General features: G+C 47.1%; 14 protein-coding genes and 1 riboswitch. Of the genes, 8 read left to right on the top strand and 6 right to left on the bottom strand.

Annotated elements, in window-relative coordinates:
- The first annotated feature begins 177 nt into the window (after positions 1–177).
- The 3 genes from VV089_RS05415 (at position 178) to trxA (ending at position 1,376) form a co-directional block, all read left to right on the top strand.
- Entirely contained in the window at positions 178–375 is a 198-nt protein-coding gene (locus tag VV089_RS05415; RefSeq protein WP_334335208.1) for a 4Fe-4S binding protein, read from the top strand.
- Positions 372–968: a 4Fe-4S binding protein gene (locus VV089_RS05410; RefSeq protein WP_334335207.1), complete on the top strand. Its 597-nt coding sequence runs from the start codon at positions 372–374 to the stop codon at positions 966–968. Before VV089_RS05415 ends, VV089_RS05410 begins: the two co-directional genes overlap by 4 nt.
- Before the next feature lie 93 nt (positions 969–1,061).
- On the top strand, positions 1,062–1,376 hold the full coding sequence (gene trxA / locus VV089_RS05405; protein ID WP_334335206.1) for a thioredoxin: 315 nt from the start codon (positions 1,062–1,064) through the stop codon (positions 1,374–1,376).
- Positions 1,377–1,474: 98 nt separating this feature from the next.
- On the opposite strand, the gene VV089_RS05400 is transcribed toward trxA, so the two are convergent.
- The 3 genes from VV089_RS05400 to VV089_RS05390 all read right to left on the bottom strand — a co-directional run bounded on the left by VV089_RS05400 (position 1,475) and on the right by VV089_RS05390 (position 4,518).
- Positions 1,475–2,149 (bottom strand): Crp/Fnr family transcriptional regulator, encoded by a 675-nt coding sequence (locus VV089_RS05400; RefSeq protein WP_334335205.1) that lies wholly within the window; start codon positions 2,147–2,149, stop codon positions 1,475–1,477.
- A 25-nt stretch (positions 2,150–2,174) separates the two neighbouring features.
- Positions 2,175–3,011 (bottom strand): putative manganese transporter, encoded by an 837-nt coding sequence (locus VV089_RS05395; RefSeq protein WP_334335204.1) that lies wholly within the window; start codon positions 3,009–3,011, stop codon positions 2,175–2,177.
- 175 nt (positions 3,012–3,186) lie between these two features.
- Positions 3,187–4,518 (bottom strand): MATE family efflux transporter, encoded by a 1,332-nt coding sequence (locus VV089_RS05390; RefSeq protein ID WP_334335203.1) that lies wholly within the window; start codon positions 4,516–4,518, stop codon positions 3,187–3,189.
- Positions 4,519–4,771: 253 nt separating this feature from the next.
- On the opposite strand from VV089_RS05390, the gene VV089_RS05385 reads away from it, so the two are divergent.
- The 4 genes from VV089_RS05385 (at position 4,772) to VV089_RS05370 (ending at position 8,097) form a co-directional block, all read left to right on the top strand.
- On the top strand, positions 4,772–5,614 hold the full coding sequence (locus tag VV089_RS05385; protein ID WP_334335202.1) for a MerR family transcriptional regulator: 843 nt from the start codon (positions 4,772–4,774) through the stop codon (positions 5,612–5,614).
- 73 nt (positions 5,615–5,687) lie between these two features.
- A riboswitch (THF riboswitch) is annotated at positions 5,688–5,798 on the top strand.
- A gap of 87 nt (positions 5,799–5,885) precedes the next feature.
- Positions 5,886–6,461: a folate family ECF transporter S component gene (locus VV089_RS05380; RefSeq protein WP_172543294.1), complete on the top strand. Its 576-nt coding sequence runs from the start codon at positions 5,886–5,888 to the stop codon at positions 6,459–6,461.
- Between the two features lie 13 nt (positions 6,462–6,474).
- Positions 6,475–7,266: an alpha/beta fold hydrolase gene (locus VV089_RS05375; RefSeq protein WP_334335201.1), complete on the top strand. Its 792-nt coding sequence runs from the start codon at positions 6,475–6,477 to the stop codon at positions 7,264–7,266.
- Between the two features lie 261 nt (positions 7,267–7,527).
- Positions 7,528–8,097 carry a zeta toxin family protein gene (locus VV089_RS05370; protein ID WP_334335200.1) on the top strand — a complete coding sequence of 190 codons (570 nt, stop codon included), beginning with the start codon at positions 7,528–7,530 and terminating at the stop codon, positions 8,095–8,097.
- A gap of 127 nt (positions 8,098–8,224) precedes the next feature.
- Here the strand turns inward: VV089_RS05370 and VV089_RS05365 are convergent, their stop codons facing one another.
- Together VV089_RS05365 and acsV are read right to left on the bottom strand one after the other, a co-directional pair.
- Entirely contained in the window at positions 8,225–8,869 is a 645-nt protein-coding gene (locus VV089_RS05365; RefSeq protein ID WP_334335199.1) for a DUF3786 domain-containing protein, read from the bottom strand.
- Between the two features lie 35 nt (positions 8,870–8,904).
- Positions 8,905–10,830, bottom strand: a complete 1,926-nt coding sequence (gene acsV / locus VV089_RS05360; RefSeq protein WP_334335198.1) for a corrinoid activation/regeneration protein AcsV — start codon at positions 10,828–10,830, stop codon at positions 8,905–8,907.
- 320 nt (positions 10,831–11,150) lie between these two features.
- On the opposite strand from acsV, the gene VV089_RS05355 reads away from it, so the two are divergent.
- Positions 11,151–11,654: a hypothetical protein gene (locus tag VV089_RS05355; protein ID WP_334335197.1), complete on the top strand. Its 504-nt coding sequence runs from the start codon at positions 11,151–11,153 to the stop codon at positions 11,652–11,654.
- Positions 11,655–11,792: 138 nt separating this feature from the next.
- Here VV089_RS05355 and VV089_RS05350 read toward each other — a convergent pair whose 3' ends face one another.
- Positions 11,793–12,443, bottom strand: coding sequence for a Crp/Fnr family transcriptional regulator (locus VV089_RS05350; protein WP_334335196.1), 651 nt, complete (start codon positions 12,441–12,443; stop codon positions 11,793–11,795).
- Positions 12,444–12,603 lie beyond the last annotated feature (160 nt).

Genomic DNA, 12,603 nt, shown 5'->3' with positions numbered 1-12,603 from the left:
TTCTATTTTATCAGATTTTCTCTCAAATCACCACCTAGTTTTTTCGGTTTCCAACAAATATCCAAGAAATGCCGCTGACATATTTTGCAGGCTAAGAAAGAAATGTGACTTTGTCACGGAACAAAAAACGCTCCTTCCTGTATACTGATATAAAAATCAACAGAAGGAGATTTTTTTATGGCAAAAAGAAAAGCAATCGTCAGCACCCGTGACTGTGCAGCCTGCGGATGCTGCATCAAGGTTTGTCCCAAAGGCGCGATAACCGTTCCAAAAGGCATCTATGCAAAGGTGGATGAGACTCTGTGCATCGGATGCGGAAAATGCGCAAAAGAGTGCCCTGCAAGCATTATTTCTATGGAGGTGATCGGACAATGAAGCAGCAGAAGAAATGGTATGACTACCTGTGGATCTTTTCCCTTACATATCTGATTCTGGGATTTTTTAATATCCTCTTCGCCTGGCTGGGCCTGCTCTGCTTTTTTATTCCCCTCCTCATCTCGATTGTGAAGGGAAATAAGGCCTACTGTAACAAATACTGCGGCAGAGGACAATTATTTGCCCTTGTGGGAGGACGCTTCGGACTTTCGAGGAAAAAAGACATCCCAAAATGGATGCGCTCCCACTATTTCCGATATGGCTTCCTCCTCTTTTTCTTTGCAATGTTCTTCCTTATGCTGTGGAACACCTATCTGGTATTTGCCGGGACGAGGGAGCTTGGGACGGCGGTCACGCTCCTGTGGACTTTCCGGGTTCCCTGGCATTGGGCCTATCACGGCACATGGTTTTCCGAGGGCACGGCCCAGTTTGCCTTTGGCTTTTACAGTGTTATGCTGACCTCCACCATTCTCGGGCTGATCACTATGGTTCTGTTCAAGCCCCGTTCCTGGTGCGTCTACTGCCCCATGGGGACTATGACGCAGCTTATCTGTAAGGCAAGAAACAGCTCCTCCCTGCGTTCCGGACAGTGAGCCATAGAGCTGCAGGAACTGTGACCTTATCACAGAAAACAAAAAATAAAGCGTGTATCCTAAAGGATATCAAAGGAAAGGAAGGTAACTATTATGTCAGTACTTACTGTTAATAAAAACAATTTTGATTCCGTAAAAACAAGCTCTAAGCCCGTTCTTTTAGACTTCTACGCAGACTGGTGCGGCCCCTGCCGCATGGTGTCGCCCCTGGTGGATGAGATTGCCGAGGAAAATCCTCAGTACCTTATCGGGAAAATCAACGTAGACAACGAGCCGGAGCTGGCCTCCGCCTTCAAAGTGACAAGCATTCCCACACTGGTTGTTATCAAGGACGGAAAAGTAACCCACCAGTCAGCCGGCGTTAAGCCGAAGGAGCAGATTCTTGCTCTGCTGGATGGGAACGCTTAGATAAAGCAGGAAAAATAAAGAAGTGCAGGAAAAGGCGAATATCCCCTTTCCTGCACCTCTTGTTTTGTCTGCCTAACACCTTTTTTCTTCCATCCCAGTCAAAGGGCCAATTTCCGCAGCCGCTTCTTATCGAGAATATGAATCCCCTTCCGCGAAACCTCCACAATACCCTCATTGGCAAAATACTTCAGCATACGGGAAACTACCTCACGGGCCGATCCCATATATCTGGCAATCTGTTCGTGGGTCAGCACAATGGTATCGGATCCGGTACGGGCCGATTCATCTGTGAGAAAAATAGCAAGCCGTTTGTCCATGCTCATAAATAAGATCTGCTGCATCACCCACATCACATCGGAAAAGCGGCTTACTGCTGCCTCCAGGGAAAATATTTTGATGGGCGGATTGCGCTCTGACACTGCAGCGTAGGCCGGGCCGCTGATCACATAGCACTGGCTGTCCTCCTCTGCATTTATAAACACATCAAAGGTAATGGACTTAAGCACACAGGAAGCGGACAGCATACACATATCGCCCTTGTGAAGCCGATAAAGAGTGATATCTTTCCCCTCGTCAGACAGCATAGACAGTCTAAGACTTCCGGAGCAGACAAAAATCACCCCGGAACACTCATTGCCGTCGTGAACACCGGCTCCCTTTTCATAAGTCACAGACACGGAATTCTGACAGATATAATCACGGTCTGCCTCCGCAATCTCATTCCAGAAAGGAAAGATTTCCTTGTAAACAGGTTCAACTATCGCTCGTTCCATATCAGCACCTCTCCTATCCCAAAGCTTACAGCAGCCATCCAAGCAGCAGCCCCGAAACCACCGCACTCCCGTAAAGCAGCGCCAGAATCCTTACATTTTCCCTCATAGGATGATTGGAGCGGAACAAAACCGCCGTGCCGACACCGGCTCCGGCGCTCAAGCCTGCAATGGCCGAAGCAAAGCTCAAGCCTCCGGACAAATAAAGCTCCGTAATCAGCACAGAGGAAGCACAGTTTGGAATCAGCCCCAAAAGGGCGGCCAGAAAGGGCTGAAACAGCGTATCCTTCCCTAAGATCCTGGAAAGCTGCTCCATCCCTATAAGCTCCAAAATCAAATTCAGACAAAAGGTAAACACAAAAAGATAAGCCCCCAGGCGCACCGTATGAAGAAGGGCCGGACGAAGCACTCCGCTGGTATCGCTGCATCCGCAGTTTCGGCACATTTCCTCTATGTGCTTCTCTTCCTTCTTTTTTCGAAACAGAAGATCCATAAGGCAGCCTGCTCCCATGCCGATAACTACCTTCCAAATCAAAAGAGTGCCAATCACCCTGCCGCTTCCCGGATGGGCCAGCAGGATCAGCACCGCCTCGTCGGAGGTAGAAAGAAACACTGCAAGAAGTGTCCCCAATGTCACCAGCCCTCCCGAATAGAGATTGGCCGCCGCCACCGAGAATCCGCACTGCGGAATACATCCAAGAACCGCTCCCCAAAAAGGGCCAGCCTTCCCTACCCTCGCCAGCACCCTGCTGCTATATTGATTGGAATAATGTTCCATGGCCTCAATAACCATAAAAGCCGCAAATAAAAAGGGAAGGGTTCTCAAAGTATCAAGAACCGCATCCAGTAAAGCATCCAGAATCATAATTCTACCTCATATTCTCAACCCCGTCCCAAGGCACCCTCAATCCAAAAAGGCGCACACCCTTGGAACGGGCATCTGCATACAGCATCTTACCCAAATGCCCTGCAGTCATTCTTAAGGTATACCATTTTTCCGGAAAAATGGCAAGTTTTATTTCTTCTTAATGCCCATACTTTTAATACCCATACCGTTTCCGATATTTTACAAACATAAAAGCTGACAAGGCCAGGGCCATCAGCTCCGCCACAGGGGTAGCAAGCCAGATGCCCTTTACCCCCAGAAGCATCGGCAGTACAAGCATGGTAATCAGCATAAATACAAAGGATCTGGAAAATGCCAGTACCGCAGAAACCGCACCGTTTGACAGTGCCGTAAACATTCCGCTTGCAAAGATATTAAAGCCGATAAAAAACAGCGCTATGGTACAGATACGGTTTCCCTCCACCGCCAGGTTAAACACCGGATTATCCGGCCGGGCAAATACAGACACCAAGGGGCGTGTAAGGATAAACGAGGCCGCCACAGTCACCAGGGAAATCACTCCGATTATCCCAAGGCTGATTCCGGTTAATTTTTTAAGCTTCCCATGATTCTGCTCTCCATAATAAAAGCTCAGCATGGGCGCTGCCCCATAAGAATATCCCGTATAGAGAGAGCTTGCAAACATCAGCACATACGTAATAATAGTTACTGCCGCAACGCCGTTCTCTCCCACATAGCGGAGCATAGTCCAGTTGAACATCATCGTGATAATTCCCGTCACAAGGGCCGCAGCCATCTCCGAGCATCCGTTTGCAGCTGCATTTATAAGGATCCTAAAGCGGAATACCGGCTTCTTAAAGTGGAGCAGGCTCTTTTTGCGGCTGAAAACAAAGAAGCCGGCTACGGCAGTGACGGAATACCCAAGCCCCGTTGCAATGGCGGCTCCGCTGATTCCCATGGATAGGCCTGCGATAAATACGTAATCCAGAACCATGTTCAGAACGCCGCCTGTGACGGAGCAGATTAAGGAAAGGGCTGCTTTTTCGCTTGCAATCATGTAGAGGGTAAAATTGTTCATAAGCAGAATGGGGATTGTGAAAATAAGGTAACGGCTTAAATATTCCACACAGTATCCCTCCACCTCTGCAGAAAGGTTCATTCCGGCAAAGATCCGATCCATCAGCAGATAGCCAAGGCCGCTCATTACCAGGCCTGCGAATATATTTACCAGGATCAGGAAGGTAAAATCTTCTCTGGCTTCCCCGCTCTTCTGCTCGCCCATTTTTTTCATAATCACGGCGCTGCCTCCGGTAGCAAGCATGGTGGAAACTGCGGTGACAAGCTGAATCACAGGCGCGGTCAGATTGATGGCGGACAGAGCGTTTGTGCCGATAAGGTTGGACACAAAAAGGCCGTCAACCATCGTGTAAAAGGACATGAATACCGTCATGGCAATGGTTGGGATTGCGAATTTTAAAATGTTCTTTAAGGTTACAGGTTTTAGATATGCATTTTGGTTTTCCATACGTTCTCCTTTTATTCCAGTTTTATTCCAATTTTATTCCAGTTCCGTAATATCCTTTTTCCCGATGCTTTGCATCACTTGTTTTTTCCTTCTGTATCTGGTATCATATACCGTACAGTTACAGTACGGTCAAGAGGGAATTTCAAAAAATATTTAAATAATCTCCGAAAATCTTACGGTATAGGTAACAGCGATTTCTGCCCTCAGCGGACGGCAGACGCTCATGGTATTTGGTATTGGAAAGGGAAAATTTATGAACGAAAAAGACAAGCTGCTGACCATCGGGCAATTTGCAGCCCTTCACGGCATTAACAAAAAGACGCTTATGTGGTATGACGAAATCGGCCTATTCAAGCCTGCCGCCATCCACCCTTCTAACGGATACCGCTGCTACAATTACCGCCAGAGCCCGATTCTGGAGACCATTCTCCTTCTTCGGGAGCTGGATGTCTCCATACCGGAGATCCAGGCTTTCATGCAGAACCGCTCCGCAGAGAATCTAAGATGCCTTCTGGATGATAAAATAAAAGACCTGGATCTGCAAATCAACCACCTTAAGGCAGTCCGAAATACTCTGCAAAGCCACAGGCAGAATATGAACACCTTGCTGACTATGGATTTGTCCGAAATCAGCATCGTGGAAAAGGAGGAACGCTGTCTGGTAACCGTGGATATTGATGAACATACTTCCTTTGAAAAGGAAGTGGAACTCATCACAGCCGAGACTGCCCGGTTTGGGCTCGGCCGTCTCCACGACGCGTCCTACGGTTCTATGCTCCCGGCGGAGAGCCTGCTTAAGGGAGATTTTGAGCATTATACGAAGCTATTTATTGAAATCCCCTTTCTTCCACGAAAAAAGGGGCTGCACGTGCAGCCCAAAGGAAACTATCTGAGAGCCTTTCACAAAGGAAGCTGGGACGGCCTTGCGCTCCGCTATGAGGAGATTCTGGCCTATGCCGGGAAGCATAAGCTGGAGCTCTCTGGTTTTTCCTATGAAAAAGGCATCAACGAAACCGTCGTTGACCGGATTGAGGATTATATCGTGGAGATCGAGATTCCTATCACTCCCCAATCCAGCTTCACAGCAACGTTGTAAAATCTTTGTTAAAAAAATATCGTTTCCTATTGCGTTTCCGAAAATACCTGCTATAATGAATCCCATAAATAATAGCGAAGTAGGATTTTATGCGTCAAGTGTTCGATGGATGGGGAGTTGCCTCGAAACGAAAAGGAAGCGCCGAAGGCGCTGGTCTTACGATATATTATCCGCACCCGTTGCTACAGATGAGTACATCTCATATGTGGAGGGACTATTATTTATATGTCACCATTCATTCCCCCGCTACACAATAGGAGGTGTATTTTTTATGCAATTATGTACCAAAAACGCATTCCGCTTCAAGGAACAGCTGGAATGCATCCACAGCGTACAGGGCATCTGCCTTGGCGGACTTTTCGTATCCCTTTATGTCGTACTGTCCCTCTTTAATATCCGGTTTTCCGAGATTCTGGAATTCCGCCTTGCCTTCCTGGCCCTGGCGGCAGCGGCCTTCTACGGCGGCCCCCTTATGGGAATGACCGTAGGAATCGCCGGCGACGTGATCAGCTTCTTTGTCACGCCCCAGTCTGCGCCCTTTTTCCCCGGCTTCACACTGACCTACGCGGTTATGGGCTTTCTCTTCGGCATCTTTCTCTACCGCGCGAAGATCACACCTGGACGAGCCCTCATCGGCGGCCTCACAGAATTTACCATTTCCTGCACCCTGTCCACCCTCTGGCTTCATCTGATGTACGGGATGCCATGGCAGTATCTTCTGACCATCCGGTTGGTGAAGAATACCATTGCCCTGGGCGTTTACACAGTTCTGCTCTTTGTATTCCTAAATGCATTTTCCAGGATCCTGGGAGCTGCCGGAACTGCCTCGAAGCCGGTGCGTTCTTAAAAGGGATGAAACAATGACGCCAATAAAGTCAGCCAACTCACCAATTACATATTTTGTAAGCAGAACCGGACAGGCCGAATGGATACTTTTTATCCACGCCGCTTTCGTCAATCACAATATGTTCCAGGCACAATTTGCGTATTTTGAGAAGAAATATAATCTCCTGGCTATTGACATCATCGGCCACGGACAATCAACGGATACTCAGAAAGGGGATACCATAGAGAAGATGTCAACGTGGATATTTGACATCTTGAGAGCCGAACAGATTGATCAAGTTCATATTGTTGGTGTTTCGTTGGGGGCAGTTTTAGCACAGGATTTTGCCAACCGTTATCCATATGCAGTAAGCTCACTGGCCTGCTTTGGCGGATATGACATTAACAATTTTGATGCAAAAATGAAAAATGAAAATAGCGCAAAGCAAAAGCTGATGATGTTAAAAGCACTCTTTTCAATGAAATGGTTTGCAAAAGCAAACAAGAAGATTTCCGCATATACGGCACAGGCCCAAAATGATTTTTTTGCTATGAATATATGCTTTCCAAAAAAGTCGTTTATGTTTCTGGCAACGCTCAATCGTATGGTAAATAAGCATAAAACCGGGAAACGGAATTATCCTTTGTTGATTGGCTGCGGAAAATTCGATATTCCAATGGAATTAGAGGCAATAAAAGCATGGAAAAGCTGCGAGCCCGATTGCACCGTAGTCCTCTTTGAAAACGCGGGGCACTGTGTTAATATGGACGTGCCCCAGGAATTTAATAAAACAATGGATGAATTCTGGAAAGGCGCAAGTCGATAGAATCTGAACAATGTTCTTAACATTTTAGCCTATTTGGGTTATAATATTTAAAACAATGCAGATTTAACCATGAGGTATTCCAATGTGTGATGTAAAAAAATATGAAAACATTTACAATGAAATAGAGCATCTTCAGCCTGAAGACACTTTGCAGCTCGTTTTAGAAGCCGAGACAGAAGATCAGCGAAGCTTCTATGAAATGGTCGGAGATTTCCTTTTACAAAAAAGCCAGCGGCAGGTAATCGAAAGGAATCTCTTTTAATGAAAAAATATATTTTAATAGCAGGAGTAAATGGAGCCGGTAAATCAACCTTGTATCAAACCTTGCAAAGCTTACAAGATATGCCAAGAGTAAATACTGATGAAATATTAAAAGAATTTGGCAATTGGAAAAATCCTGCGGATGTTATGACCGCCGGGAAAATAGCTGTAAAACAAATACAACAATATTTTAGTGAGGGAATCTCTTTTAATCAAGAAACTACCTTATGCGGAAAATCAATTTTAAACAATATTAAAAAAGCAAAAAAAGAGGGCTATGTGATTGAACTGCATTATGTGGGTGTTGAAAGCGCAGCCATTGCAATGGAGCGGGTTTTGAAGCGTGTAAAGCAAGGAGGACATGGGATTCCCAAAAAAGATATCGACAGAAGGTTTATTAATTCGTTTTATAATCTAAAAATTGTTCTGCCTGACTGTGATTTGGCAGCATTTTATGATAATACCATAAAATTCCATAGATTTGCGATTTATAAAAACGGAAGACCTCTACGGATATCTCAGCATGTGCCAGAATGGTTCAAAAATATTTCAGCTTCGTCTTCTCCTTAAACTTCTGTAAACATCTGACCAGGAATTAAGCCATTTAGGCCCAAACAAAAACATCCCCAAAGGAATCACCGGTTTAACAGTACCGTATTTCCTGACGGGGATGTTTTTTATTCGTCCTAAAGATTCTCTATTGGGCTGCCAGGCTCTTCAGCGTAGTGATGGAAATATCCCCCACCACCGCCAAATCCTCCGCCTGGTAAGCATAGGGAAAATTGTCTTCAAACAGTATCTGCGAGGAAGGGGGAAATTCCTCATCTCCGGCCCACAGGATAAACCGCACATGAAGCCCGTTGATAAATTCAAACTCATACGCCGCATCCCCCATGGAAATCTTCTTGGCCCCCAGCTTCTCCATGGCCTTCGCAAACTGATCCAGTTTGAATCCAAAAGCGAATTTGAGCCTTGTCAGGCACCGCCCCTCAAACTGGCGGAAATACACCTCTCCCCAGGGCACTTCCCGATAGGTAAGGTACTTTCCTGTGCTCTTCACCGACTGACCGGAAATAAGAAAGCGCAGCACAATAATCTTAGCCGGAACCATCTCTGAATAGCGTACCGCCCCTTCCTCTCCATTTTCCGGATGAAGGGCGAACTCCGGATAATCCGCCAGATAGGGGCATCCCATCAGACGGATATGAAACTGCCGCTTCTCCTCGTCATACTCTATGCCGCAGCGGGAAGCCGCCTCCTCAGGTTCTATCTGCCGGTACTCCTCCAGATAATGCTCCAGAGGAATCCGCTCCTTGTTGTCTTTTTCATAGGGAAATTCCATTGTAACCGTTACTCCTTCTTACCATTCTATCAAATCTACTGCTCCACCGACGGGAAAAGCGAGCTGTCCGTATGGGGCAGGAAGCAGCAGGCTACAAACTCATCCATATAGCCAGGCTCCGTGGAAAGCTCCAGATAAGTCATATTCTGGGCCAGCTCATAAACCTTCCGCTCCGCTTTCGTAGACAAAAGCATCGCATAAGCGCCGGACAGGGAGGAGTTGCCGATATAGTGGTAGCACTCCACCGGAATATCCGGGAACATGCCGATATTGATGGCATTCTGCATATTGATGCCGCTTCCGATGCCGCCGGCCACATAGACCTGCTCAATCATGCTGATATCAAAATCCAGGGTTTTCAGCATCGTACGGATGGCAGAGAAAATGGCTCCCTTGGCACGGATAAAATTGTCAATATCCACCTCGGTAATCTCCACATCCTTCACAGAGCCGGACTCTTCCTCAAATGCCAGCACATAGCTGCCCATTCCGTAAGCATCCCTCTTGATCCGCTTTCCGTCCCGGATGAATTTCCCCTTGGGGCTGATAATCTTGCAGCGGAACAGCTCTGCAATCACATCAATGATGCCCGATCCGCAAAGTCCGATAGGCTTCTCTCCCTCATCCCCGATAATGGCAAAATCAGGTTCCATGGTCTCTGCATCAATGGTGCAGGCCTCAATCGCCCCGTCTGTGGCACGCATGCCGCAGCTGATATCGCCGCCCTCAAAGGCCGGGCCCGCTGAGCATGCACAGCTCATCATAAAGTCCGAATTTCCAAACACCAGCTCCCCGTTTGTTCCCAAGTCAATAAACAGAGAAAACTCCGGCTGGTTCCAGAGCATGCTCACCAAAGTGCCTGCCGTAATATCGCCGCCTACATAGCTTCCGATATTAGGCGCCATAATAATATGAGCATCCGGGTGAACCTTCAGATTGATATCCGACGCATAGAAAGAGTTTGTCTTAAAAAATGCCGGAATATACGGCTCCATCCGCAGAGGATCCGCATTGATTCCCATAAGCAGATGATTCATGGTCGTATTGCCTGCAATCGCCAGGCGGTAAATGTGCCGGGTGCTGATGTGAGCGGCCTTGCACATCTGCTGAATCATGGGATTCAAGGTCTCTGCCACAATGGCATCCTGTAAGCGCGTGCGTCCGCCCTGCTTAGTCGATTCAATGATTCGGTTGATGACATCGGCTCCGTAGCGGATCTGTCCATTTCCGGTGGATGCCTTGGCCAGAATTCTTCCGTCTATCATATCAACGACTACGGCAGACACGGTCGTTGTTCCGATATCAACGGCAAGTCCGCCTACAATGAGGTCCTCATTGGCTCCATACACATCATAAACAAAAACATGGCGCTGGGCCTGTCCGATGATGCACTGGAGTTCGAAATTGCTGCTCCGCAGGGTATTGGGAAGCTTCCGCAGGCAGGAATAAGGAATCCGGATGTACTGAATCCCGGTAGCCTCCTGCAATGCCCGGATTACACGCTCGATATCAGGCATGGTGTCCTCAAGGCTTGGAGGATCCATTTTAATCCGCACAATATGAATGTTGTTGTGAAGGGGCAGATCTGCCTCCTCGATCTTGCGCTTGGATTCGTCAAAGATGGCTACCTCCTCTGGGGAACTGAGATCCGCCACCTTCATGCGGCTGCGGTAGGCGGATGCAATATCCGGCACCATCACTTCCACATCTCCAGCCACCTGGCTTACACAGGCCAGGCGCCAGCCTTCTTCATACTCCGTGTCGCTGATATGACGTGTTTTCTTGGAATCCAGTTTTCCTTTGATGAATTTTACCTTACATTTTCCGCAGGAAGCATTGCCGGAGCAGGGGGCGTCGATCACTACGTTGGATTTCCGCGCCGTCTCCAGAAGATTCTCCCCCAGGGCTGTGGACACTGTTACCTGTTCGCCGTCCTCGAATCGAAATGTTACGTTTGCCATTCTTCAAAAATCCTCCTATTTAGAGTTCCGGTCCCGCTGTCCTTTTTTCTGAAGCGCAACCTATTGTTAAAATTATACCATACCAAAAGTGCAGACTGCAATTAGATAAAACGGATTCTCTGTCAAAATATTCTTGTCCGATTTTGTCCGCTTTTTGATTAATCTGTAGTTTTTTCTGAATATTATATTATTTTAAGCAAAATTATAATACAAAATAAATTTTATCTTCATAATTTTGTAATACTTTTTGTGTATACTAGGAGAAACAAAAAGAAAAGATAGACAAAGTACAAAGCAAACATAAGAAATGGGGGGTGTCTATGAAAAAGCGATTCTTATCATGTCTAATCGTACTAGCAGCAATTGCATGTTCTCTTATCCCAATCAAGAGCGATGTAATGGCTGCCAATCCGGCAGATGACAACACAGAAGCAGCCGGATATGGAGCCCTCGCCGCATTCGTACTCCCTGTCAAAGCCCCCTCTCCCATCCAGCTGACCTATGTGAATCTGGCAGAGCGTGAGAAGTGGATTCTGGACGAAGTGCTCTCCGACTATGTGTCCGAGCATGTCGTACAGCTAAGCGAAGCCGGGATGGATTACACCGTCGGCGAATGGATTGACCGTGCGTCTTACACCTGTCTCTTTCTGGAAAAGAAGCTTCCGGAGGGAAGCCGCTACCTGGCCTGCGGATATGCAAAGGCAGCCGGCGGCTATGTGTATTTTGAACTTTCCTCCTCCGCTCCTCTGACAGAACAGCAGGTGCGTGAGAAGATCACAGAGAGCTTCTCAAAGCCCCAGAGTTTTCAGTCCGGGCTTTGCTGACGCACCTGCAGATTCTAAAAAACCAAGCCCTGCATATAAATTTTTCTCAAAAAAGGATGATGCAAAAGCCGGATCACCTGCGCTGCATCATCCTTTTTTGGGAGCATTTCAGCTGATTCTCCTGACTGAGCTCCTTTTTTATCTGCATCTTTTCCTCAACTCCTCCATATCCGCAATCCGAAAGCCGGCTTCCGTTTTCTCAAGTACGGTTTCCCTGCACAGCTTATTGATTATCCGGAATACATGACGGTAGCTGATCCCAACAGACTGCGCCGCATCTGTCAGATATTCCCGGAACACTCCCTTATATTCCGTTGCCAGAATATATGAACAAAGCCGCGCCTCACTGGAAAGCAGGGCGGAGGCCATATGAGCGTCGCTGCTCCTTAAAAGCTTCCGGGAAAGCTCTCGCCCAATGTAGTTCATCAGTTGAATATTGTTCTTCAAGACGCCTGCATTGGCCGGAATGGGAATGGCAATACAGGACAATTGCGATGCGGCAATCACCGTCGTCGACGCCGTTTCCTCATCCAGCATCAGCTCAATATCTCCCAGAATCCCTTCTGAAACATAGCTGCACAGAACCAGGCTTTTGCCGTTTTCGGCATTGACGCACACTTTGGCCGTTCCCTTTATCACTACAAAAAAAGACTCAATGGGAGATCCTTGCCGCAAAACATATTCGCCGGACTCATAAATATGAACCCGGCAGTTTACAAGCCCTCTCTCCTCCAGACCATATGTAAGAAGAACTTCCCTTTCCTCTGAACCCGGCAAAACAGATTTCACGACTTCCTCCATTCCAGTTCCGTAATATTCCTCAAAATACACGAGTATAAAATCAATTTCCAGTCACAAATGCATGTGCCTGTAAATTGATTTGTGCATTGTGAAGAATATTACTGTTTCCAGTTCCATAATATTCCGTAACACCCTGACAAATGTCCTA

It is taken from the genome of Candidatus Merdisoma sp. JLR.KK011 (assembly GCF_036941125.1).
Lineage (GTDB): Bacteria > Bacillota > Clostridia > Lachnospirales > Lachnospiraceae > Laedolimicola.
The sequence above is the reverse complement of the archived record's forward strand: the minus strand, read 5'-3'. Positions and strand labels throughout refer to the sequence as shown.